The sequence below is a fragment of the Protofrankia sp. Cr2 genome (assembly GCF_963555885.1).
In the GTDB taxonomy this organism is placed as follows: Bacteria; Actinomycetota; Actinomycetes; order Frankiales; family Frankiaceae; genus Protofrankia.
This window is the reverse complement of sequence record NZ_CAUVXG010000029.1, coordinates 1,483-26,349: the sequence shown is the minus strand read 5'-3', so window position 1 is coordinate 26,349 and position 24,867 is coordinate 1,483. Positions and strand designations below refer to the sequence as shown.

Here is a 24,867-nt window from a genome sequence, read left to right as displayed (position 1 = left end):
AGGGAAGCGAGCGAGTCCGCATGAACATTTACCAGCCGATGATGTTCGTCGGTCTGGGGGGCACCGGATGCCTCATCGGAGCCGAGCTGGAACGCCGGCTCCGCAACGAGCTGTGCGGACCGGACGGCCGGGACCTGATCGGCCGGGTTCCCGGCCAGGGTTATCTGCCCTACCAGCTACCGGCCTGCGTCCAGTTCGTGTACGCCGACCTGAACGAGAGCGAGCTCACCAAGCTCCGCGGCCGGGTCGTCCCGGGCGAGGAGCACGAAGCCGCGGTCGCGCACACCCAGCACATCACCCATGAACTCGTACCCCGGTTCGACACCTATCCACAGGTTGCGCTGAGCCTGCGGACCAACGCCCGAAAGTTCATCCGGGGATGGGTGCCGCCACCCGCCGGGGAGCCACGGGTGGCGCCGCTGGTCCGTGGTGCCGGGCAGCTGCCCACGGTCGGGCGGGCCGCCCTGTTCGAAACGTTCCGTAACGGGTTGGAGCCGGCGCAGCAGCCGATCGCGCGGGCGATCGGGATGATCGGTAACTCTGGCGACGAGCTGTCCCGGCTCGGCGGGCGGTTCGGCCAGACCTGTGATGTCTTCGTCGCGTTCTCCGTTGCCGGCGGCACCGGCGCCGGCATCTTCTACGACTATCTGTATCTGATCGGTGAGGCGTTCCAGCGGACCGACTACCGGGCGCAGATCTATCCGCTCGTGCTCATGCCGTCGGCGTTCGAGGAGGGGATGGGCGGTGGGCGCCGGGCCCGGCTCAACGCCGGCCGTGCCCTGCTCGACCTGTTCCGCCTGGTGGACGACCAGAACGGTTCCACCGCCGGCACGGAGCTGACCGCCACCGGAACCACCGGAACGCTCGGGGTGCTCTACCCGGGTCAGGAGAAGGCGACCGCGCTGGCGCCCGCTACCATCCAGACCGCCTTCCTGTTCAGCGGCAGCTACGGTGTCCGCCGCGACGACCTGCACCGCTCGATCGTGTCGCTGATGCTGTCGCTGGTCGGGACGGGCAAGGTCGACGCCACCGGCGCCGGCGCGGGTGACCGGCTCTACCAGTCGTTCGCCGACGACTTCATCAACCGGGGCGTGGAGCGCGAGGTCCCCGCGCCGTCCGGTATCGGCCTGCGGGGCGTGTCGACCAGCCTGGTGGCGTCGATGGACGTACCCGTGGACGATCTAGCCGACATCGTCGCCTCCCGGCTGCTGGCGCGCGCGGTCGACCTGCTTGGCGAGATCGTGCCCGGCAGCGGCGAGGACAACGAGCCGGCGATCGGGGAGTTCATGGCGGCGGCCAACCTCGAGCCACTGCTGTCCAGCCGACCGCTGCCGTTCACCGAGGTTTCGGCCACGCGCGGGGCACTGGAAATCACCGGGGTGCTCCGGAGCCGGGCTCGCGCGATGGAGGACAGCGTCTTCGCGCTCGAGGATCGGCTGCGGGCCGACGTGCCTGACATGGTCGCCGCATTCGACCCGACCAAGGCCGTTGACATCCTGCTCGGACGGTTCGACCTGTTCCGGACCCGCCGGGTCCTGCTCGGTGACAACAGGCTTGACTACGACGAGCAGCGTGGCGGCGTGGCCCGACGGCTGGACGACTACCGGCGGGAGCCGTTCGCCCCGTCCGGGATCTTCTTCAGCCCGCCGCAGCCGGCCGACATTCGCGACCGCCGGCTGGGTCTGAGCAAACTGCGCTGGGACGACCCGTATGTGCAGCAGACCCTGGCGGCCCAGGACGCCTGGTTCACCTGGCGGGCGCAGTCGGCATGGAGCGCGGCGTGGGCCGGTCAGGCGACCCGCTGGGGCCGCACCTTCGAACGGGTACGCCAGCAACTCGGCGCGGTCACGGCCGCGTTTGATGATCATGCGCAGAACGAACCGGGGATGTTTGCCAAGCGCAGCGCCGAGCTTTACCGCAACCGGGTCGGTGTGACCTACCTGCTGCCCCCGGTCGACATGGAGACCTTCTACCGGACGGTGCTCGAGCGGTTTGTCCGCCGTGACCACGGCCGCAACACCGCGACCGAGGCGGACGTGGTCACGGCGCTGCTCGGCGCCGACGGCTGGCGTCCAGCCTGGGCCGCGGCGATCGACCGTAGCCCGACGGCGGCTGTGGCGATCGTCCGGGAGCGTCTCAAGCAGGAGGTCAAGCGGCTGTTCACGCAGGAGACCAACGCCGGTGCGGACGCCCTCCTGCCGACGATGGCGAGTCTGCTCGCCGGTGCGGCGCGGCGTGAGGCGCTGATTGCTGTCAGCGATGAAGTCCGCCAGTTCCAGGCGAAGATCCACGGTCTGGTTCCGGCGAACTTCACCCCGCAGGGATCGGGCGCGCTGAAGGTGCTCATCTCCTACCCGGCGGGCGGCGCCGACCCGACGATCGAACGGTTCCTGCGGGAACAGATCCGTCTTCCCCGGGAACCCGACATGGTGGTCGAGTTCCGGCCGATCCACGCCGAGTCGATCGCGGTGGTGCTGTTCCGGACGTCCATGAGCATCACCGAGGTCCCCGAGCTGCGGGAGATCCTGCACCACTGGTCCGACGCCCTGGTCGACGAGCAGCCGCACGATTTCCTGAAATGGCGCCAGCGGGTCGGTTACGACTACGGCTGGCTGGCCACCACCGAGGAGCACCGGGTCCGCATTCTGCATCATCTGCTGTGCGCGATGTGGAACGGCAACGTCCGTACCCGGGGTGGTGAGCGTGACTCGCCGGCGCAGGTACGCGTTCAGCTCGCCGACGACGACGAGCACATGGTGTCGATGACCCTGTCGCTGGCGCCGTTCGAGCCGGCGTCCTCGTGGGGAAGTCTATTGCGCGCGTATGAGGACTGGACCCTCGCCGACGACGAGCAGATCAGGCGTGATTTCTGCGAGCAGCTCATGCGGACCCTGCCCGAGGGCCTGTCCGGTCGGACGAAGCAGCCGAGTGAGCTTTTCCTACGGATGCTCACCCTCGCCAGGGAGCAGGCCACGCTGCTCGACAACATGCGCCGAACCCTGCCGTCGGGAAGCCGGGGCTGGGCGGGTCAACTCTACGACTTCTGGACGAAGACCTTCGACACGGCCATGGAGATGCCGTTCGAGAACGTCTCGCTGCGTGCCCGTACCAACCTCGTCGAGCTGTACGAGTTGGTTGTACGCCGGCCGCGTGGCGCCGGCCCGGTGCCCGCACGCGCAGGGTCCGACCGTCCGGAGTACGGCCGCACCGGGCCCGGACCGGAAGAGGATTCTCGGGACGACCAGCACTGGCAGGACGATGTGGATCACGTAAAGGGGGGCTGGGACACCCCTCCCGATGGCGCCGGCGCGGGCGCAGGTGGCCGCCGCGGGCGTGGTCATCCTGACCCGGCACCTGACCCGGAACCCGGGTACGGCCGGAGCCGGAACGATTATCAGCGGGACAACAACCACGACGGCCGGCGGGCGATCGAACTCCACAAGGATGTCGGCGGCAGGTCCGCCCGCGGTGGAGCCGGAAGTCCCGGGGACGATCGCGAGGCCGGTGACTATGGTGCGCTCGACCACCGGTCGGAGAATCGGACTGACAGTTTTCAGGCTGATAGTTATCCGATTGACGATTATTCAGCGGACGATGAGAGCTGGTCGTGACCGAGTCGACCCTGAGTAGAGCCGCGCCGACGGTCGTCGAAATCGATCTCCGTACTCGCTATGCGGAGATCATGATGGTCGAGCGGTTCTCCGACATTCAGCGGGCATTCGTGCGGGATCTGGGCGTGGCGGAGAGCGATCCCGGGCGGGTGCTGCTGATCGACGATTCCCGTCTGCTCGTCGAACACGCCCCGGGTCTTGAACGGATCATCACCGCCCGATCGGTGAATCAGGTCGTCTGCCTGATTGTCGGCCCGCCCAACTCCGAGCGCGGCGGCTCGACCGACGGAGGCGATCATAATGATCAGGCATCCCCGGACGGCCGTGGCTATGCCGACCACAGTGATGAGACAGATCTGGATCCCGACTACGACGAGTTCGACTACGACGATTTCGGCGGTGGCGAGGCCAGCGTCGGCCATCGCGACACCGATGCGCACGCCGGGAGCCGTGAAGGCTACGCAGCCCGGCCGGGCCGAGGCGAGGCGGCCGCTGGCCGGGCGTGGGCGGATCGTTCGGCCGGCACGGCTCATACGGCTCACACGACTCCCGGCTCCACCGGCGCGGACCGGGGCCGGCACGGGAGCCGTCCCGGGCGGGGAAGCGCCGGCTCCGCTGCCACCACCACAGCCACCACTGCTGCCGCCGCCGCTGCCGGTACTTCCCGGGCGGGCGACTCCGGTTCGCGTGCCGGTTCGCGGCTCGATCCGGCCCGGCTCGCGCTGGTCAAGCCGTTCGTCCTCCGCGCGCCGGTGGCCACGCTGTGGGTGAGTGACGCCCGGGGGGTCGGCTGGGGCATGGGGCAGACCCAGCCGCAGTCCCTGCCCTCGCTCCTGGACGACCCCGACGACGCACCGGCGCTCGCAGCCTTGCGGGACGCCCTGTGCCAGCACGAGGTGTTCGACGCGGTCGCCGAAAGGGTCGGTTCCATGGCGGACGCGACCGCCGCGCCCGGTCTGCGTGCGGTGGCCGGCAGGGTTGAGGACGGCGTGCTCTCCGACGCCCAGTTACGGGCGCTTGACCGGCTGCTCGCCCCGAACCCGGAACCAGGCGAGGAGGGTGAGCCACCCCCGGAGCTCCTCACCGGACCGTTGCCGTTGCTGCTCGGGATGGCCGACCGGCGCGCCGACGCCGTACTGCGGCCCGACGGCCTGATCGACTCATTGCTGCGGGAGTGTGCAGGCCGGATCGCGGACGCTGACGCCGCAGTGACGAGCATGCGTGGCTGGCGGGTGCTGTTCAGCGGCCATCAGCCGGGGATGGTTGTCTGGTCCGCGATGCGACAGGCTGCGGCCCGGCTCGCCGAGTTGCGGGAGAACCTGCGGATCGAGTTCATCGAGATCGACGGCAGCCGTGGGCTCGACCAGACGCGGCGTAACCATCTGGAAGAGCTGGGCGTGGTGACCCGGGGACCCACCGACATCGTGCCCCGGACCGTGGTCGACAGCCTGCGGGTTCTCACCGACAACGCCCTGGACGCGGGTCATTCTGTCGTCGAGGCGTCCCAGTGGCTGTCCGGGATCGCGCGCCGGCTGTACCCGCGGGGGAGCCGGGAATACATCGACGACCTGGATCGGATCTGTCCGGACAGCGTCCTCGACAACCTTGACAACCCGGGCACGCTGCGGTTGAACCTCGCCTCGCCACGGGTGCTCGTCCCGGTGGCCCTGTTCTGCTTTCTGGCGGCGCTGTGGTCGCCGCTCGACGGTGTCGCCGGAGCCGTCGTCAGCGTCGTTCCGGCGTTGACGATCGTTGTCGTCGTCGTTCTGGGTGCCTGGCTGCTGATGAACGCCCGCCAGGTCAGCCCGGACGAAGCGGGTGCGCTGGACCTCGTCGCGCTGGTGCTGGTCGCCCTGGCCGCGGCCGGTGGGGGGTGGTATCTGCAGTGGTCTGGCAGGTTGAACCTGCCCGGGTCGGTCCAGACGGGGCTTGCGGCACTCGGGTTGGTCGGGCTGCTGCTGTGGCCGCTGTGGGCGTGGGTGTCCGCGGCGAAACGCTGGCAGCCACAGCTCGGCACGGCCGGTGTGGTGGTCGAGGAGCTCCGCAGGTTGGTCTGCCGGGTGGCACTGTACGAATGGGCGCTCGCCGACAGTCGGCGGGAGGCGCACGACATCACCAACGCGCTGACCGGCGCGCTGCTCGACATGCAGACGAAGTTGACCGATCACGCCATGCTGCTGCGTGACCATCATCCCATCGGTGACCAGCCGGGCGGGGTGCCCGGCATCGACGTCGAGGTCGCCACCCTGCTGCGCGACCAGCGAGGTGAGATTGCCAGAGTCGTCCAGGAGGATCTGGTTGATCTGATCCAGACCGTGCTCCGGCGCTGCTGGAAGGATCTTGAACGGGGTGCGTCGGACGCGCTGGCAAACTACGTGTCCATCGAGTCCGGGCAGCTGCTGGAGGTCTACTCCGAACATCTGGCCCGCCGGGGTGTGCATGAGGCTCCGCCGTTCGCCCGGTCGGGAGAGCGGCGCGCGGCGCTCGTCGACGCGGTGTGGACCGAGTCGCGCCGGGTCGCCGACGTGCTGCGGGCCACCAAGCTCGACGCGGGCATCCAGCAGCTGTGCGGGCCGGAGGAGCTGAGTTACCTCGACGTCGCACCGGAACGCGCGGACCTGATCCGTTTCGCGCCGCGGGCGGCCAAGGCGCTGTTCGCCCGCGGCCCCACCCGCCTGGGGTCGGGGCTGGGTGGCGGCCCTGATATTCCCCATCCTGGTGCTGATCTGGTCTGGACGGCCGGCGGCCAGGTCGCCGGCGTGCTGCGCCTGGTCCGGTTGCGCTCCGGTGTGGTCGAGACGCCTGTGGAGGGCCGGCTGTGACGCATCCCGATTGGAGGCCGCCGGAGGCTTCGGACGACCCACCGGAGGCCTCGCCCGGCGCTGGTGCCCCGTCCGGCTCGCCCGGCGGACGCCGGCCCGGCCGGGCCGAGTCGGCTGGTGCTGACGGCCGCGGCACCAACGGTTCGTCACCGGGTGGGTCCGGTGCCACCGGTGGCCCGTACAAGGAGTCGCCGCAGGGCCGCGCCGACGCGCTGACCGAACTCAGCTACGTCACGACTTACGGCGAGCGGGAGGAGCTTCGGATCCGGCTCGGGGAATGGGAGGAGCCCAGCCAGCGCCGGCCGGGCGCCGTCCGCCCGCCTTCCCGGTCCGCGCCGTACCGCCGGCGCCGGCTGACCAACCCGGATTCCAATCTGGATTTCGTCCAGAAGATACTGCCGAGAGATCAGGTGACCGCGGACAACTGCGACCTCATCGACAACGAGATTCAGATCGGCCTGCATCTGCTGCGCACGATCGGCGAGGCCCGTTATCCGGCGGAGCTGTCGAGGTTGGTCGGCTATGACGCGGATGCTGAGGAGCCGTTCATCCTGCTCCACGAGCGAGGTGAGCCCGCCGGCCGGTTCAGCAGGAAGATGTCGGCGATGAAGTACGAAAGCTTCCAGGCCAGCCTGTTTCGGGCGCTGAGCATTCTGGAGGCCGCCAAGGTCGTGCACCGCAACCTCACCCCGGGGACGGTCCGCTGGAACGACCCGCGGGTGCAGATCACTGACTTCCAGCACGCCCGGCTGACCGGTGAGCCGGCCGGCCCGGCTCCGTCACCGCGCTGGGCCGCGCCCGAGGCGCGCCACGGCGGTGTCCCCGCGGATCCGGCCGCGGACCTCTGGAGCGCCGGACTGGTGATCGTCCAGGTGGTGGGGGGACCGCTCCCGCCCGGGATGACAGGGCCGTCCGACCTGCGCGCCGTCGGTGGCGGTCTGGACCGGACCCTGCAGGGCATCTTCGAACCAACCCCTGCGGGCCGACCGCTGATCGAGCTGTTCATGCGGGACCTGCGCGCCGAACAGGACTTCGTGCCCGTCGACGCCTACCCCGAACCGGTCACGGCGGATCCTCGTTTCCTGGAGGGGCGCCGGCGGTTCGCCGAACTGTCCAGGAGTAAGAGCCGGACCGCTCCGACCTTCGACCCTTATTCTGGTGACCACTCATGACCACGGATGACGGCGGGTTCCGCTCCCCCAGACGTACGGTTCGCTGCCCGATCTGCCTGAACGAGTTCGTCTGGGAGGAGGTGCGCCAGCTGTATGAGCGGGTCGACACCCCGGTGGCCGCGGAGCGGTACCGCCCGTTGGAGATCCCGGCGACCACGTCGGCCATCAAGCGCCGGGATCGCGAGCTCGACGCGTGGAAACGCTGCCCGGACAACGACGGTGAACTGACGGCCAACGACGGCTCCAAGATCGAACATTATCTCCCGGCGGCCTACGCGAAGTACGGCCGCCCGCTGGTCATCGGCTTTGTCGGTTTCGCCGAGAGCGGTAAGTCCCACCTGCTCGCCTCGATGGTCGGTGAGATCGAGTACGGCCGGCTGGAGACACTGGGTCTGGGGGTGGACCCGGTGGACGCGGGCGTCCACGAAAACTATCTCAGCGAGTTCGTCGACCCGTTGTTCAACGATGGGGAGGCGATTCAGAGCGACGGGATCGGCGAGTCGGCGAGTGGCGCCGAGTTCAAGGACGCGTTTCTGCTCTCCAACCCCGAGCTGGGTGTGACCCGTGCGGTGACGTTCTTCGACATCTCGGGGGAGATTCTTGCGGAGAAAAGCCCCTACACACAATTCATCCTGGCAATGGATGCACTGATTTTTGTAGTCGATCCGTATGTCGCGATCAAGGATCCGGCCGACGGCTCAACCGGATGGAACCGGCCACTGCGGCGTGACCGGGCGTTCGCCACTGTTCTGCATCGCTTCCGTGACCAGGAGGGCGCGCGGGAAAAACCGGTCGCCATCGCAATTACCAAATGTGATCGATGGAGGTTCGAACAGCCGGTCTCGTCCTGGCTGCGCAGGGACGGCCTGAGCTCATACCGGTCGGCCCGGCAGCCCGACCTGGCCACGATCTGGGAGGAGAGCGCCGACGCCTTCGCCTTCCTCCACCAGAACCATGCACAGGCGTGGCTGCGACCTTATTCGGTATTCTCCAGGGCGACGCTGCATTTCGTCTCAGCGACCGGTTCGGAGGCCGTCGAGCCGCTGTCGCCCCGGAATGGGGACGTGAACGCATCCGCTGTCGGCGTCAAGAGATACTCCCGGGGAGTCCGACCCAAGCGGGTGCTCGATCCGCTGGCGGCGATCCTGGCCATGAGTGGGATGCTGGGTGACGAGGCCCGTGCCGTCGGTGGCGATTTTGAGCGGCCGGGACAGGGCGGAGCCCGGTGATGTCCGGATCGAATGTATCCGATCCGGACATGCCAGCCTCCATTGCCGTCGACTATCTGGTCTACCGGTACGACCCGCCGCGGCGTGGTGGCGGTCTTTCCGGTTTTACTCCGGCGGAATCCAACCTGCCACCGCCCGAACGCGAGTGGTGGCACAAATCCTACCGCCACTGGTGGGAACCGAGGGGTACCGACATCAGGTGGGGGCCGAGCGTCTGCTATTTGATCGCTCAGGATCTGAACCGCAGAGACCGGGCGATACTTTGTTACCGTACCGCCGGCAGCAGCGTGGCACGAAAGGGTACCGTCAGTTTCCTGCTGATCGGTTCGCCGGACGAGCTCACGGCCGCTGTAGCCTTGGCGCTGGCCGACTGGAGCTGGGCAGAGGGCACGCCTTTCGACCCGGCGACCAAGCCTAATCAGCATTGGTACGTGACCGCAGGTGCCCGGCAGCGGGTGCCGCTGAAAGCCCCCTATGTTGTTCCGGCGGTTGGCGACGACGACTACGAAATCTTTCTGGAGCGGATCGTCGTCGATTTCCTGGAAAAGCCTGACAGTGCTCAACGTGCCCATCACCTACTTGTACCGGGAGTCGGGCCGGGCAAGGCGGTCCAGCTGCTGCAGAATGTGCTGGCGGCACTGGACAACAATCGCTGCGGCGCCCTCGTCAGGCGTTTTTCCTTTTCGGCTTCGCAGAAAGACAACATACCCGCAGATACGGCGCCACGGGTGGTATTCGCGACTCAAAAGTTCACCTGGCAGGGTGGGGGTCTGACCATCCTCGACGGCCGGCCTCCGCATCCGCATCAAATATACACCGACGCCGCTCGCCTTCTTGTGAAGGTTTCCCGCCGAGCCGATCGCCATATGTTCGACGAGATCGTGCGGGAAGCGTTCAATCCGGCGGATCCCCTCGGGTGGTGCGAGTGGCTGACAGAAAATTCCGGCCTACTGGAATGGCTTGGCTCGCCGGAAGGGCCTGCTGTCCCGCGCTCCGCCACGTTCCCCGTGCTGCCGCCGGCCCCGACCGAAATGCCGGCCGGCGTGGTATCAACCCCACCTCCGGTCCCGTCCCCGGCCGGAATACCCGCAGGCCCGGGGCAGACCCCGCATCCCCCGCCTATCAGGGAGCATGTGATCGCCGTGTATGGAACGGGGATCCAATGGGTACAGGACGAGGCGGATACCGGGATCGCGGTCGTCAACATTCTTGTCGACATGATTCGTGATATGGCCTGGTTGACGAGTATCCATGTAATCGGACTACGGGCGGTCAGCCAGCTCAAATTCGCCCCGGATCAGGATTTCGTTCCCTCGACATTCGGTTCTCTTCACCGTCCCGATGGTGTTGATGTTCAACTGTCGAAACGTGTTATGGAGGTCGTTGACCGGACGTTCGTCACGATATTCAAGGGACGATCCGACGTCATCAGCGAACTGCTCGGAGCGGTGAATGCCGCAGCGGCTACGGTTGATTCAAGCTATGTGAGGCCTCCCGCGGAGGCAGCCGAGCTGACCGCGGCGGTCCAAGACCTTCGGGGCCATCTGACGCGGCAGCAAGAGGAGTTGAAAGACGCTGCGGCCAGGGAAGTGCGCGAGCTGTGCGAGAGTCAGCTTCTGGGGAGCATCGGGGAGGTATTGGAACGGATTAGTTCGGCGGAACCGTCGTCTTCCGATATAATCGGCTTTCTTGTCGAAATGATCCGGCTCGGCGGTGGGCTGACCGGCCCGCACGTCGCCACCTTGCATTGGATATGTCTTCGCCGCATCCGCGACAGTCCGTTCCCGATACCCTCCGTTGTCGCGGATGACGACGGCGTGCGCGACCTCCTCTTTGCCGAGGTCGGGAGACGCCGTGGCAGAAATGTCGTCAATCAGCAGAACCGTGCGTTCCAGGATGTGCTTCGAACCGAGTGTGGCAGGCGGGTCCGATACGGTCGGGAAATTGTTCAAAGGGTAATTTCTGATGTCACTGTCGTTGGTCGGCAGGACCGGGAGATCATAGAAATCCTGGTCGCGGGGATTTACCGGCTGGTTAGCGAGTCGGTCAATCCGGAGATCTCGCAGGAACTCGAGGAACTGCGTAGACAAGCGCACCAGGCATTCGACCGTGCTCGTGCCGCGGTCACGGAGCGCCCAACGGAACGTCCGCCTGCCGTAAAGCCGGCCCAGTTCGAGGGGCCTGGAAACGCCGTTGTCGTGGCAGGACGGCCCTATCCTGATTCGGCGCCTTCCGCCCAGTCACCGCAGAGTTGGCGGCAAAACGCTTATGACAGGGAACCCGGACCGGCCGCGAGGTCGGGATGGACCAGCAACCGTGGAGAGGACGCCCGCAGCGGTCGGGAACAGGGTGCCGAGGCTTCCGCGACCGATGTGACGCCTCCTGGTCGACGCCGGAGGGTGGATTTTTCGAATCCGCTCCGTGTCATCGTTATTGCTTTTATTATAATTGTTGTCATCGTGTCTTTTATATTACTGACGGTCGGCCGGAGCGGCGGAGGGGGTCGTATTCCGGTGACCGGGGTCGATGGCAGCAGCTTCAAGAAGGTTGTCTTCAATGATGGGGTGTGGCAAGCGCCGGATGTTCCAGCTGTCTTCGCCGACGCCGTGGTAGACGCGGCCCAAGCGCAGTCACTGCCAAAAGAAATCAGACTGACCGTTTCCAAGGACCTGCAGCATAAAGCTGCCGAGGCGCTCGACCATACCGGCCGCAATGGTTCGGTTGTGGTCATCGACCCGAGGGACGGCGGGGTGCGGGCGATCGCCACGCACGGTCAGGCCGCTGGCAATGCGAATCTCGCTACCGGCGTGTCGGCGGACCCTGGCGAGATCGTTGCACTCCTCAGCGCCGCCGCCATGGACAAGAACGGACTCGTCGGACTTCACGCGGACGCGACCGAAGCGTTGGGCTGCAAGGATTTTTCGACGATAGTAAGAAATTCCTGCGCGGGAAGTTTCAAGGCGTTACAGGCCCAGCTCGGTGCGCGTTTTCTGCCACGGGCACAGGCAATCGCCTGTGATCTGGGGTTCGACGGAATCAGCCATCCGGTGAACGGCGTGCAGATCGTGGCATCGTCGATACTGCCGGGGGAGGGCTGCGGAGGTACCCCGGCGGTTGCTGCTGACGCTCCGATCCGGGTCACGCCCTTTCAGATGGCGGTGGCGGTGTCCGCGTTGGCTGCTGGGAGCAGCGGCAGGCCAGCGCCCTGCCCCCATTTCATCGAAGTGTCTCCGGCTAGCTGTGCGATCCGGATCGGCGACGTAACGTTGACCGTGGATGTAGTACAGGCGATACGAGATGCGATGGCGGCAGGAAACCCCGATATCGCGCTGATGACCAGTTGGTCTGCCGGTGACGCCGGCTTCACCGGATGGGCGGTCGGCTTCGCTCCGGCTCAGAAACCGACGGTTGCGGTCGCCGTGTACATCGAAGACAGGTCCGGGACGGACGCGACCCCGGTTCTGCAGGCCGCGACCGGAGCCGCAAAGACGCTTCTCGGCAGCGCCGGCTGAGAAACCGCCGCTCGTTTCCCCACGGCCGTGCCGCCTCAGGTTTTGGATTGGGGATGTGTTCATGTGATGACGGCCCCGTGGGGAACGCGGGGTAGCCGGGTTGCTGGGCGTGTGGCTGGGCTCCTAGCGGGGGGTGGTGTCGGTGACCAGGTCGCCGACGACGATGGTGGTGTCGTCGCGGGCACCGGCCATCATGGCGGCGTCCACGAGCGCGTCCGCGGCCCGTTCGGGGCTCATGGTGCCGAGCTCCATCAACAGGCCGTCCAGTTGCTCGGGCTTCATGACCTTGGTGATGCCGTCGCTGGCGAGGACGACCCGGTCGCCGGCCCGCACCGGCTCCTCCAGCAGATCCAGCTCGACCTCTTCGTTGAGCCCGATCGCGTTCAGCAGCGGCCCGTTTTTGATGGCGTGCGGGGTCGTGAGCTGGCGGGGCCGGCCGCGTCCGGGCTGTAGCCAGACGGTGCTGTCTCCGACGTGCGCCACGAAGAGGGTCTCGCCCGTGTCGTGCTGCCGGCCGAGGACGACCACGTCCAGGGTGCAGGCCATTCCGTGCCAGGACGGCTCCTGCAACGGCTTTTCCCGGACCGTCCGGTTGGCCCGGTCGAGGGCCCCCCGCAGACCGTCGCGGGGGTCGGCGGCGTACTGCGGGCGGAAGCTCGCCACGGTCGTCACAGCCAGGGTGGACGCGATCTGGCCGGCCGCTTCGCCACCGACTCCGTCGGCCACCGCGAGCAGGCCGTCGAGGACGACGAAGGCGTCCTCATTGGGGCCGCCGCGCTTGCCCCGGCGGGTCCGCCCAGCGGCGGCCAACCGCAATGTAGGCGAGGTGGAGACGTCCGGTTCGTCCGCGACCAGCGGAACGGTCGGGACCGGCGCAACCATCGGGGACAGCGGGGGAATCGTCTGATCCGGCGCCATCGTCGCGGCGGGGTCCTCCCCCCACGCGTCGCCGAGACCGCCAGCGCCACGGTTGTCCGGGTAGGTGCCGCTCCTGCGGGTAGCCGCCGCATCGTCGAACCCGAAGCGATCCCGGCCACCGGGCGCGCCTTGTGTCACGGTGCCAGCGTACGGGTCGCCACCACCGAAGTTGCGCTCGCGAGGCGGCTCACGGCCGGATGTCGCGGATGGGGGCGGGCTGACCGGTGGGGGCGTCCACCCCGTCGCGTCTTTTTCCCGGGTCTGTCTGGCGCCGGCCACCGCCGTGTTGACTGACGTCGCCGTGTTGACTGACGTTGCCGCGTTGGTTGACGTTGCCGCGTTGGTTGACGTTGCCGCGTTGGTTGACGTTGCCGCGTCGAGATCCCGATGCCCGGCATCGTGCGTGGACGGTGTCGACCAGACATCGGGCTGCTCGCCGCCGGGTACCGTCGTGAAAGCGGTCGTCGGCGGTTCGCCGGCCGGTGGCGGTATGGGCGTGGTGGGGATCGCCGCAGTCCTCGACGATGCCGATGGACCCAGGTTGCCGGGGCGGGCAGGGTTGCCGGAGCCGGCGGAACTCACGGAACCATCCGGTCCCCTCGGTGTGGCTGATCTCGAGGTACGGGTCGCACCGGCCGGGCGCGCGGGGGCACGCCGCAGCAGCGCGAGGATCGTCCCGATGATCCCCGACCGCCGGCGCCGGCGTTGTCCCGACCGCGTGTTCCCGGTGGGTGTCGCCGGACGTGGCGGATCCGTCGGCCGTGGGCCGAATCCCGAGGCGCGGCTGGAGACGACGACGAAAAGAATCGCGCCGATCAGCAGCACCACGATCAATGTGATGGGTACCACCGAACTGTCCATGGCCTCCGTCCCCCACGTGTGGGTATTCCGATCACGCTAGCGGACGTCCGCGCTGACGTCCCCCGTACCCACTCAATGGCATCAATGCAGATGGGCCGACGGATGTGTCGCGACATCGACACAAGTGACCAGCAGGGCTTGACCAGCGCTGACAGGCCGTATCCGCGATGCATCGGATATGTGTCAGGCTGCCGCGTCATCGCTGCCGCGTCATCGCTGCCGCGGCGGACCCGTGGGCGCGGATGTCGTCTGTGGTCCGTGGGTGGCCTCGACCCCCGCTCAGACTCCGACCGATGCCCGGTCGCTGGAGCGCAGGGCGGTGCGGGCATGTTCGGCGAGGGCGGCCGCACCGGGATGCCCGGCGATCTCGATCGCGCCGCACAGAGTCAGGACATCGACCCTCGCGTTCTCCGACGCGACGCAACCAGCAAGGTCGATTGCCTGGTAGCCGAGGTCGACGGCCCGCGCCACCTCGCCGGCGTCGACCTGCGCCACACCCAGCCAGACCCGGTGATGAACCAGCTCCCGTGGGTACTCGCAGGCATCGAGTTCGTCGACGGACCGGCTCAGGTGCCCGATGGCGGCGGCGGCGTCACCGATGCACAACAGGGCCTTGCCGGCGTAGTACTCGATGGTCGGACGGGAACACCAGTACACGTAGTCCGGATCCTCGCTGGGTTCGGCCTGCTCGATCTGGGTGAACGCCTCGGCGATCTCGGCCCGCACGGCTCGGCTGTCGCCGACCTGAGCATGGGCGATGGCCAGCGAGCCTGCGAGCACCGCCTTCTCAGTCGCCGTGAGGGCGTCCCCGGCACCCGCGCGGGCCGCGCGCAGCATGGTGACCGCGTCGGCGGGGTCGCCGTAGCGCACCGCCTGCTCCGCCATGCAGCGCAGGATGTTGGCGCCGATGGCCCGGTCGCCGGCCTCGTGGGCGGTGCGCAGCGCCACCAGCCAGAACTGCTGGGCGATCTGATGACGGCCGCTGTCGAACGCGGCCCAGCCCGCCAGCCGGGCGAGTTCCGCGGCGACGGCGTAGAGCCGCGCACGCTGGTCCTGGCTGTATGCACCGGTGCGCAGCAGCCGGACGATCACCCGTAGCTCGGACACCGCGAGCCCGTGCACATCCTCACCGCCCAGGACGTCATCCATCCGCCGCAGGGCATCGACGCGGTCGGCGAAGCCTGCGACCAAGGCGTCGTTGACGTGCCGGCCGTTGAGTACCGCCACGGGCCGGACGGGAGCCGCGACGAGCCAGGAGTGAACGACCGCGCCGAGCGTCGCGCTGGTGAAGGTCAGGACCGCCGGCCGCTGGACCCGGCTGGTCACCTCGTCGAGCGCGGCGCCAAGCCCGTCGGGCGCCCACAGGCGCGCCAGCGTCCACGGCGGGGTGTCGGCGGTCAGTGTGGTTCCGTTGTGAACGAAACCGCTGCTGACAGCGGTGGCTGCCGTGCCACGACGGGAACGGCGGGCCCCAAGCTCCCGACTCGTTCGTGACCGCCCGAGCAGACTGCTGGGTTCTCTCACGCCCGGCCTCCTCAAATGGCCAGTCAGGAAATAGTCGCCGGCCCCGCGGCCATAGTCGTTGGTCCTGTTGTGATCACCGGTAGGTACCCGAGGTATTTCATGATGAACAACAAAACCACGCCGACGACCGCCGCAGGTGCAGCGTACGTCAGGCCCGCGGGCGGAACAAGTAGTGCAAGATTGCGACCGTGGTGTTGTTATATCCCAAACTACGCAAGAAACCCAACGGTCGATCGGGTGTTGAGATTCAAAAGGTCGATGGTTGTGGTTGTTCAACTTCGCAGTCTCCCTGTCGCGATGCTGTTCGGGCGGTGGCCTGCGGCGATAGCGACGGCGATAGCGAGGGCGATGGCAGCGGCGGCTGCGGTCGCGGTGACCAGCGCATTCGCGATCACGGGCCGGCCCGGCACGCCGGGAATCATCCTCGGCTGCCCCCTTGGCCCGATCTTTTCGGGACCGTCCCGAAGGCAGACTGCATTCGGTGATCCAATCTGGTGATCTTAGAGCGCCCGGCAATAGGGGCGTGGATGAAGGAGCGGGGCTGGGGTGCGTGCATCGCGGGGTGCGAGGGAGTCACCGGAGGCGTCGGGTGTCGACCGAACGAACCGGGTCGGCGAAATCGTCGGTGCACAATGCCGAACATCTCGGATGAAGGCATCGACCCATGTGATTATGGATCTTCTCGTGCGTCCGGAGGGCACGAGGGCCGCTAGAGAGAAGCTCCCGACCCTCCGTCCAGAGCCGGGAACCTCTCTCTAGCTCTGACGCTCGGCGGCCCCATGAGGTTGGCGCCAAAGTCGTCAGCGCTGAAAATCAGGGTCCGGAAGTCGATCCGGGCGGTCCGCTGAGAGATGTCGGGTGCTGGGTGCCAGGTGCCGCTGGAGCGCGGTCAGACGTCGACCGCGAGCCTGACCGCCGCCGAGAGCCGCCGCAGCAGTGCCGGCCCGAGCATTCCGATCTCGGTGATAAGCAGGTCGGACGGGATCGTCGTGATGTTGTCGCAGCTGGCGACGCTGTCGACCTTCAGGCCCTCGTCGGGGCCGACCGGGACCTCACTCGGGATGCCGCGGATCGTGCGGGTCACGGGGATGACGGTGACGTTCGTCAGGTACGGCAGCGCGGCGTCACGAGTGATGATGACGACCGGTCGCACACCGGTGGGTGGCGGCAGTCGGGCGACCCAGAGGGCGCCGCGACGCAGGGGTGGCTTCACCTGCTCCGTTCCAGATGATCGTGTTGTGCGTAATTGTGTAGCGCGTGCGGAGATTCCAGGTGATTATGGCCCAGGGGGTGGCCGAGCGATCAGGGTGTCTCTGACAGGCCGAAGTTGGCTGCCAGGCCCAGGTCGGCCAGGTCGTAGCCGCCGTCATCACCGAGGATCGTCGGTACCAGGTTCGCGGCGGCAGTAGAGAGGGCTCGTTCGTCGGACGTTCGTGGCTGCTGACAGTACCCGCGTGCATACGCCTCGGCGATCATGCGGTCTTCCTCCAGGCGCCGTTGCGTATGGAGGGCCGCACGGACGGCCTCGGCGCGCGAGTGGTAACGCCCTGACGACACCATCGTGTCGAGCGCGGCGACCTCGGCATCGTCCAGCCGGACGGCGATCTGTGGCATGCAATGAGGGTACCTCTTCGACTACCACCTTGGTATGCACGTTGTACACCAGGACGGGAGCCGCTCGCACACAGGCTCGGTCGCGCAGGTTCGGCGGCCTATTGCCGGGCGCTCTTATCGGCACACGGGGATGCCGCATTCGCGGGTCATCATCGTCCCGCCGGTGCGCGCCCCGGCGGCGATCAGCCCACGACGTACGGGGGAACGCGCGGGCCGTTCGTGTGCCCCACCGGGACGCGAACAGAAGGTAGCGAACTTCGTACCATAGGTGCAAGCCCTGTCTGTGCTCCCACGACAGGCGGCCGGCTGCCCGACGGGCCAGCCGGCCCGAGTCGTCAACAGGCCCAGCTGGGGATGGCCTCGCCGCTGCCGTGCGTATCCGTCGGGTTGCCAACCGTGTTGGCGTTGGCGTCGTGTGTGGTGGCCGCACCGGTTCTGACCAGCGTGAACGTGTCGAACGGGACGGGTGAGGGTCCGGCGCTGTCGTACACGGTCACGTGGATGCGGCTTGTTCCGCCCGGTTCGCCCGGATCCACCTCGAAGCCGGCGAACGCGTACGGGTGGTCCGGTGCGCGCAGCGCCAGCCATGGTGCCGGCTCGCGCACGTAGATCGAGCGAAGCCGCCTCGGGTCGGATTCCCGTGGTTCCACACCGACGATCACTCGACCGGCGGGCGGGTCGAACAGGTTGCCGGCCGACGGCGACGACGACCCGCCCGTCCCCAGGAGCATGTGTACCGTTCCACGCGAAGTGTCGATCACATCCGTCCGATGTGAGACCGGGCGCGGCGTGAGTACATCAGAACCGTCGACCGCGCCACGTAGCGGGTGCGTCCGTTCGTAGTGGTGTTCGTGTCCGCACAGGACGAGGTCCACCTCGAAGGCGTCGAACAGCGGCAGCCACTCCTGCCGGATGCCAAGGTCCGCGCCGTTGTGGTGCTCGGCGCTCGACACGGCGGTCTGGTGCATGCAGACAATGATCCAGTCGATGTCCGGGTCGGCTCGGGCGTCGCGCAGGGTTCGGGTGAGCCATGCCCGCTGCCGGCCGCCGCTGTAACCGCGGATATACACCATGCCGGCGTCCTGATAGCAGACATCGTCGTTCTGCAGAATGACGAAACGTACGTTCGATACGGTGAAGGCGTACCACAGGCCGGCGACATCCGGATCGGTGCCGGCGGCGATCGCACCCTCGGCGACCCGGGTGTCGACGGGCTCGCCGTCGTTGGGCTCGCTGTTGTCGGGCTCGCTGTTGTCGGGCAGCAGGAATCGGCTCTGATAGGCCGCCAGTCCGTGCGGCCCGTTCCCGCGCTCGACCTCGTGGTTGCCGGCGGCGGGCATCCACGGGCGGTGCCGGGCCGACGTACTGATCATGCTGAACCAGTCGGACCATGCCTGCAGCGGGTCGCTGCGCTGGTTCGCGTACGACAGATCGCCGGCAACCAGGGTGAAAAGTGGATCAATTCGTTCGATACCGGCCACGACGTGTCCAGACGCCGGGGTGCCGAGCGGGTCGTAGGCCGCGGATGTGCCCTGGTCGCCGAAGCAGGTGAAGGTGAACCTCGCCCGATCGGCGGGTGCCGTCCGCAGCGTCCCGTCCTCGACGTGGGCGATCCGGTCATGGCGGACCTCGTACCGGTACACGGAGTCCGGTTCGAGGTTCGTGAGCAGAGCATGGTGACTGATCACGTCCACACCGGTGACGGCGTCGGTGTACACCCGGGTGATGGCGGGTATTTCGCGATCGAGATCGCCAGGAGAGCCGCCGAACCGTACCCGGGGGTGGACCACCACGCCCGGCGTTGTCCACGACACGGCCATTGACCTGGCCGGCTCCGGCCCGAACGTCAGATGGATGTGTTCGACGGGAGTTTGCGCGCGCAAAGCCAACTGCTGTCCTCCATCCCGCGAGGCTCGGGGTCGTTAGAGCGACCGGCAGTAGGGCCGCGGCGACACGGGGAAGGGGCGGCCCCGCCACAGCGGAGCCGCCCCTTGCCGACGAGCTACATCACATCCCGGCCGGCGTGGCCGGGCGCTCTTACTCGGTGGACTTGGCTTACTCGGTGGACTTGGCCAGATCGATGGGAGGAGCGTCGGGCACCTGGTTCGGCTTGGGCTCACCGCGGAAGATGAACTTCGCGGTCTCCCCTTCGCCCTCCATGTCACCCACGACGATCTCGCCGGGCTTGAGCGTCCCGTACAGGATCTTCTCGGACAGGACGTCCTCGATCTCCCGTTGGATCGTCCGGCGCAGCGGCCGGGCGCCGAGCACCGGGTCATAGCCCTTCTTGGCCAGCAGCATCTTGGCCGCGGGCGTCAGCTCGAGGGCCATGTCCTTGTTCTTGAGCTGGATGTCCACCCGGGCCAGCATGAGGTCGACGATCTGGATGATCTCAGCCTCGGACAGCTGGTGGAAGACGATGATGTCGTCGATCCGGTTGAGGAACTCGGGCCGGAAGTGCTGCTTGAGCTCGTCCTGGACCCTCGCTTTCATCCGCTCGTAGTCGATGGCGCCCTGTCCGGTCGCGAACCCGATGCCGGGGCCCTTGGAGATGTCCCGGGTACCCAGGTTCGAGGTCATGATCAGAACAGTGTTCTTGAAGTCCACCAGCCGGCCCTGGGAGTCGGTCAGGCGACCGTCCTCCAGGATCTGCAGGAGGGTGTTGAACACATCCGGGTGGGCCTTCTCGACCTCGTCGAACAGGACGACCGAGAACGGCTTGCGCCGGACCCGCTCGGTGAGCTGGCCGCCCTCCTCGTACCCGACATAGCCGGGCGGGGATCCCACCAGCCGCGAGACCGTGTGCTTCTCCATGTACTCGCTCATGTCGAGCTGGATCAGCGAGTCCTCGTCGCCGAACAGGAACTCCGCCAGGGTCTTGGAGAGCTCGGTCTTACCGACACCCGAGGGGCCGGCGAAGATGAACGAGCCACCGGGACGCTTGGGGTCCTTCAGACCCGCGCGGGTACGCCGGATCGCCTGGGAGACCGCCTTGATCGCCTGCTGCTGGCCGATGACGCGGCGGTGCAGCTCGTCCTCCATGCGCAGAAGGCGGGCCGTCTCCTCCTCAGTGAGCTTGAACACGGGGATGCCGGTCCAGATCGCCAGTACCTCGGCGATCTCCTCGTCACCCACCTCGGCGACGACGTCCATGTCGCCGGCCTTCCATTCCTTCTCCCGCTTGGCCTTCTCTGCGAGCAGGGTCTTCTCCCGGTCACGCAGGGACGCGGCCTTCTCGAAGTCCTGCGCGTCGATCGCGGACTCCTTGTCCCGGCGGACACCCGCGATGCGCTCGTCGAATTCGCGCAGGTCCGGCGGCGCGGTCATCCGGCGGATGCGCATCCGCGAACCGGCCTCGTCGATGAGGTCGATCGCCTTGTCCGGCAGGAACCGGTCGGAGATGTAACGGTCCGCCAGGGATGCGGCCGCAACCAGGGCGCCGTCTGTGATCGACACGCGGTGGTGTGCCTCGTACCGGTCACGCAGGCCCTTGAGGATCTCGATGGTGTGCGCCACCGACGGCTCCGCGACCTGAATGGGCTGGAAGCGCCGTTCGAGCGCGGCGTCCTTCTCCAGGTGCTTGCGGTACTCGTCCAGGGTGGTGGCACCGATCGTCTGCAGCTCGCCACGCGCCAGCATCGGCTTGAGGATGGACGCGGCGTCGATCGCGCCCTCCGCGGCACCCGCGCCGACCAGGGTGTGCAGCTCGTCGATGAACAGGATGATGTCGCCGCGGGTACGGATCTCCTTGAGGACCTTCTTCAGGCGCTCTTCGAAGTCACCGCGGTAGCGGGAGCCCGCGACCAGCGCACCGAGGTCGAGGGTGTACAGCTGCTTGTCCTTGAGCGTCTCGGGCACCTCGCCCTTGACGATCGCCTGCGCCAGCCCCTCGACGACTGCGGTCTTACCGACACCGGGTTCGCCGATCAGCACCGGGTTGTTCTTGGTCCGGCGCGACAGCACCTGCATGACGCGCTCGATCTCCTTCTCGCGCCCGATCACCGGGTCGAGCTTGGATTCGCGCGCCGCAGCCGTGAGGTTGCGCCCGAACTGGTCGAGGACGAGCGAGGTCGACGGAGTGCCCTCCGACGGTGCGCCGGCGGTCGCGGGGTCGCCCTTGCCCTGGTATCCGCTCAGCAGCTGGATGACCTGCTGGCGAACCCGGTTGAGGTCGGCTCCGAGCTTGACCAGCACCTGCGCGGCCACGCCTTCGCCCTCGCGGATCAGTCCGAGCAGGATGTGCTCGGTTCCGATGTAGTTGTGGCCGAGCTGCAGGGCTTCCCGCAGGGACAACTCCAGCACCTTCTTGGCACGCGGAGTGAACGGGATGTGCCCACTCGGGGCCTGCTGGCCCTGCCCGATGATCTCCTCGACCTGTGACCGAACACCCTCGAGGGAGATACCGAGCGACTCAAGCGCCTTGGCGGCGACGCCCTCCCCCTCGTGGATCAGTCCGAGCAGGATGTGCTCGGTTCCGATGTAGTTGTGGTTGAGCATCCTGGCTTCTTCCTGAGCCAGGACGACGACCCGACGTGCCCGGTCGGTGAATCTCTCGAACATGTGCGCTCCTTCGAGCGGTGCGACCGACCACACGGCAGTCGGTATCCGCATGCTAGCTCCGCCGAGGCATGTCCCCACGCATCGAACGGAAACCTTCCCGCCGGCCCCGCCCTCTCCCTTGTGGACGGCGGACCGACTGAGGTAGCCGATCCACCAGCGAAGACGCCTGAGCCAACGGTGGCTGACCCGGACCGATTCCGTCCCGCTGTTCCGCCGAGAGCAGAACGAAATCTGATGGTTACCGTGCCTGCGAGCCCTCGCACCGGGAGACCGGGACGGCCCCGATCGTCGGTGGCGACCCGCCTGGGTCCATACCTCAACCGCCTGCCGATGGTCGCTGAAAGTAATATGTTGTGCGCTCCGGATCTATACCATTGCGCAGAGAATGAAAAATCTCACTCGATGTCTACGCTACAGTAGCCAATTGTATATGGCACCGAGCGGGGGGCAAGTGATGACCACCGGGTGGCCCCGCGGTGGCTCAGCAGGAAACACGAGCAAATCGGTCCTGGCGGCGGCGGCGTCATCCAACCGCCAACCCTTCGTCACCTTGTGTGTCTATCCACTCGCGCAGGCGCCGCTCGCGTTCCGAATCGGATGTGAATGGGCAGGTCGTGCAGTACTGGCCGCCCATCCGGTGGACGAGACAGCACGAACCCCGGCGCATCGCTGTCTGTCGCCGACCACGGTGGGTGAACTCGGACCATGTCGGGCGAGCGCGTATCGGCGGACAGGTCAGAGCGAAAAAGGTATCGGCCTCCATCCGGCCGATGTCGGGATCCCCGGTCATATCCGTATGTCTGGCGCAGCTCGCGCAACATCCCGTCCAGGCCGGCGCCGGTGAGCAGATCGGCGCGACGCAACCAGCCGGCGCTGCGTTCGGTGCGGCCGATCCGCGCCGCCTGCGGGGCGAGTACCGGCGCGATCGCCGCCAAGGTCGTTTTCAGGGGAACCTCCCGTTGTCGCGTCGTGATGCACACGCTCCTCATCCTCGGGGTCGCCGGCGACACGCAGGAGGGTCCCGTGGGAGGTTCACCAGTGACCACCGAGGGCCGAAGGGAACGCGGCCGCGACGATGTGACCAGATACATGAGGTGGACGGTTGAGTTTCCAGTCGGTCGTGCACGGCGAGCGCTACGTATTCGCCGATCTCGTGGAACTGTTCGCCAAGGCGGGCGAGGCGAAGGCCGGTGATCAACTGGCGGGGGTGGCCGCGTACTCCGCGGCCCAGCGGGTCGCGGCCCGACGGGCGCTCGCGGATGTCCGGCTCTCGGAAATCGTCGCGAATCCGTTGATCGAGGACGCCGTCACCGATCTGATCATCGGCGGCCACGACGAATTTCGGTTCGGTGCCGTCTGCGCCCTTACCGTCGGCGAGTTCCGCGAGCTGGTCCTGCGGCCGGAGTTTTCCCTGCATTGGAATGCTGGGTTAGCTGCGGGAATAACGCCCGAGATAGCGGCGGCGGTGGCTAAAATCATGACCGATCGGGATCTTGTTGTTGCCGCGAAACCACTGCGGACGGTCACCCGTTGTCGAAACTCAATGGGCGCGACCGGCGTGTTCGGTATCGGTTTCCAGCTGGACCAGTCGACTGATGACATCGAGACACTCCTTCTGTTGACATTGGACGGGCTGACCCTCGGCTGCGGTGACGCCGTCGTCGGTGTGGATCCGGGAAGCAGCTCGATCGGGCGGGTCGAGCGGATCCTGCATGGCCTCGCCGCGCTGGTCGGACAGCTCGGGGCGCCGGCGCAGACCTGCGTCCTCGGCAATCTCGCCACGCAGCTGGGCGCGATGGATGCGGGTGCTCCGGTCGATCTGCTGTTCGCCTCGGTCGCCGGGACGCAGCGGGCGAACCACGCGTTCGGAGTCACCCTGGACCTCCTTGCGCAAGCGCGGGAGGCGGTGCTCGAGCACCACCGGGAACGTGCCGCTGACTTCAGCGGCGACCAGGTGATGTACTTCGAGGCGGGGCAGGGAAATGCGCTGTCCGTCGAGGCACACCACGGGGTGGACCAACTCACGCTTTCCGCGCGTGCGTACGGTGTCGCTCGCGCTTTTGATCCGTTTCTGGTCAGCTCCGTAGTTGGATCCAGCGGCGGAGAATATCTGGTCGGTTCCCGGCAGATCATCCGGGCCGGGCTGGAGGACCATTTTGTCGGCAAGCTGCTCGGGCTCCCGATGGGTTGCGATATGTCCTACGTAGGCAACCGGCGCATCGGCGGCTCGTCTCCGGGCGAGTCGTACCGGGGCGAGGTCGACACCGGCCGGAACACCGGTGAGGACCTGCTGTTGCTGCTGGCCGCCGCGGGCAGTAACCATGTCACCGGAGTGACCCCCGAGGCGCCTGCCCTGCGTCACCAGGCGGTGCGTGCCTCCGCGAGCACGTGGGAGCCGGTGGCCGATGACGTCCAGGCGGGCCTGAACCGATCGTCGACCGCATTTCGTGACGTCATCGGGATGCGGGAGCTCTTCGGGTTGACGCCGGCCCCGGAATTCGCAGCCTGGGCGGCGCGGCGGGCCGTGCCACCCAGGGGACGGTTCGCCGCGCGCGACGGTCTGGACCTGCCGGCGCCGGCAGGACGGAGAAGAGACGCCTGGATGCCCGACGATGCCCTGAACAGGGCGTGGATGTGATCATTTCGTTCGGAGTCGACAGACGCCCAATAGGGTGTCCGTAGAGATATGGTGTCAGGAACACGTCATTGCTGCCCGCCGAAGCTTCGTCCGGTCTTCTGAGTACGAGAAGGGTGATCGCGGCCTCGATCTCGGCCGCTCGGCACGGCGGAAGCGCAAAGGAACCCCGACGGCGATCTTTGTGGTGCGGTTCATAGCATGTAAACAATGCACGATAATGCGAAGAAGGACGGCTACGCGGGGTAGTTTCCGCACGTCAGGTCATAACTGACGGTGAGATCGGCGGGTTTGGCGATCTGTTCGCCAGCGATGAAAACCCACCGATACGTGCGTGTCACATTTCGGCCGGCCCTTGCCTCGATCGACTCCTGGTACGTTCGCTGCACACCGGAACGATTTGCACCAT

General features: G+C 67.1%; 14 protein-coding genes. 7 read left to right on the top strand and 7 right to left on the bottom strand.

Going from position 1 to position 24,867, the window contains the following annotated elements; genetic code table 11:
• The first annotated feature begins 20 nt into the window (after positions 1 to 20).
• The 5 genes from U9978_RS14495 to U9978_RS14475 are packed head-to-tail and all read left to right on the top strand — an operon-like array spanning position 21 to position 12,346.
• Complete coding sequence (locus tag U9978_RS14495) at positions 21 to 3,611, top strand: tubulin-like doman-containing protein (RefSeq protein WP_322761647.1); 3,591 nt, start codon at positions 21 to 23, stop codon at positions 3,609 to 3,611.
• A complete protein-coding gene (locus U9978_RS14490) occupies positions 3,608 to 6,433 on the top strand; it encodes a hypothetical protein (RefSeq protein ID WP_322761646.1) in 2,826 nt (941 codons plus the stop codon). Before U9978_RS14495 ends, U9978_RS14490 begins: the two co-directional genes overlap by 4 nt.
• Complete coding sequence (locus U9978_RS14485; RefSeq protein WP_322761645.1) at positions 6,430 to 7,605, top strand: protein kinase domain-containing protein; 1,176 nt, start codon at positions 6,430 to 6,432, stop codon at positions 7,603 to 7,605. Before U9978_RS14490 ends, U9978_RS14485 begins: the two co-directional genes overlap by 4 nt.
• Complete coding sequence (locus U9978_RS14480; protein ID WP_322761644.1) at positions 7,602 to 8,834, top strand: hypothetical protein; 1,233 nt, start codon at positions 7,602 to 7,604, stop codon at positions 8,832 to 8,834. The genes U9978_RS14485 and U9978_RS14480 overlap by 4 nt, the downstream gene beginning before the upstream one ends.
• Entirely contained in the window at positions 8,834 to 12,346 is a 3,513-nt protein-coding gene (locus tag U9978_RS14475) for a hypothetical protein (RefSeq protein ID WP_322761643.1), read from the top strand. The genes U9978_RS14480 and U9978_RS14475 overlap by 1 nt, the downstream gene beginning before the upstream one ends.
• 123 nt (positions 12,347 to 12,469) lie before the next feature.
• On the opposite strand, the gene U9978_RS14470 is transcribed toward U9978_RS14475, so the two are convergent.
• Positions 12,470 to 13,402 (bottom strand): PP2C family protein-serine/threonine phosphatase, encoded by a 933-nt coding sequence (locus tag U9978_RS14470; protein WP_322761642.1) that lies wholly within the window; start codon positions 13,400 to 13,402, stop codon positions 12,470 to 12,472.
• Between the two features lie 163 nt (positions 13,403 to 13,565).
• Between U9978_RS14470 and U9978_RS14465 the strand changes: the two genes are divergently transcribed.
• A complete protein-coding gene (locus U9978_RS14465; protein ID WP_322761641.1) occupies positions 13,566 to 14,165 on the top strand; it encodes a hypothetical protein in 600 nt (199 codons plus the stop codon).
• Between the two features lie 239 nt (positions 14,166 to 14,404).
• Here the strand turns inward: U9978_RS14465 and U9978_RS14460 are convergent, their stop codons facing one another.
• From U9978_RS14460 to U9978_RS14435, 6 genes are all read right to left on the bottom strand, one after another.
• Positions 14,405 to 15,649: an XRE family transcriptional regulator gene (locus U9978_RS14460; protein ID WP_322761640.1), complete on the bottom strand. Its 1,245-nt coding sequence runs from the start codon at positions 15,647 to 15,649 to the stop codon at positions 14,405 to 14,407.
• Between the two features lie 889 nt (positions 15,650 to 16,538).
• A complete protein-coding gene (locus U9978_RS14455; protein WP_322761639.1) occupies positions 16,539 to 16,862 on the bottom strand; it encodes a type II toxin-antitoxin system PemK/MazF family toxin in 324 nt (107 codons plus the stop codon).
• An 89-nt stretch (positions 16,863 to 16,951) separates the two neighbouring features.
• Positions 16,952 to 17,263: a ribbon-helix-helix domain-containing protein gene (locus U9978_RS14450; protein ID WP_322761638.1), complete on the bottom strand. Its 312-nt coding sequence runs from the start codon at positions 17,261 to 17,263 to the stop codon at positions 16,952 to 16,954.
• 335 nt (positions 17,264 to 17,598) lie between these two features.
• Positions 17,599 to 19,146, bottom strand: a complete 1,548-nt coding sequence (locus U9978_RS14445) for a metallophosphoesterase family protein (protein ID WP_322761672.1) — start codon at positions 19,144 to 19,146, stop codon at positions 17,599 to 17,601.
• 172 nt (positions 19,147 to 19,318) lie between these two features.
• The gene (locus U9978_RS14440) at positions 19,319 to 21,823 is read right to left on the bottom strand and encodes an ATP-dependent Clp protease ATP-binding subunit (RefSeq protein WP_322761671.1); all 2,505 of its coding nucleotides are present in this window, start codon (positions 21,821 to 21,823) and stop codon (positions 19,319 to 19,321) included.
• Between the two features lie 523 nt (positions 21,824 to 22,346).
• Entirely contained in the window at positions 22,347 to 22,490 is a 144-nt protein-coding gene (locus tag U9978_RS14435; RefSeq protein WP_322761670.1) for a (2Fe-2S)-binding protein, read from the bottom strand.
• A gap of 435 nt (positions 22,491 to 22,925) precedes the next feature.
• On the opposite strand from U9978_RS14435, the gene eutB reads away from it, so the two are divergent.
• Positions 22,926 to 24,461 carry an ethanolamine ammonia-lyase subunit EutB gene (gene eutB / locus U9978_RS14430; RefSeq protein ID WP_322761637.1) on the top strand — a complete coding sequence of 512 codons (1,536 nt, stop codon included), beginning with the start codon at positions 22,926 to 22,928 and terminating at the stop codon, positions 24,459 to 24,461.
• Positions 24,462 to 24,867: the final 406 nt, after the last annotated feature.

Bases quoted from the DNA above. Each gene is read 5' to 3' on its own strand.
- U9978_RS14440 (WP_322761671.1), bottom strand. From the start codon at position 21,823: ATGTTCGAGAGATTCACCGACCGGGCACGTCGGGTCGTCGTCCTGGCT.
- U9978_RS14495 (WP_322761647.1), top strand. From the start codon at position 21: ATGAACATTTACCAGCCGATGATGTTCGTCGGTCTGGGGGGCACCGGA.
- U9978_RS14475 (WP_322761643.1), top strand. From the start codon at position 8,834: ATGTCCGGATCGAATGTATCCGATCCGGACATGCCAGCCTCCATTGCC.
- U9978_RS14450 (WP_322761638.1), bottom strand. From the start codon at position 17,263: ATGCCACAGATCGCCGTCCGGCTGGACGATGCCGAGGTCGCCGCGCTC.
- U9978_RS14435 (WP_322761670.1), bottom strand. From the start codon at position 22,490: ATGCGCCGGGGTTCGTGCTGTCTCGTCCACCGGATGGGCGGCCAGTAC.
- U9978_RS14480 (WP_322761644.1), top strand. From the start codon at position 7,602: ATGACCACGGATGACGGCGGGTTCCGCTCCCCCAGACGTACGGTTCGC.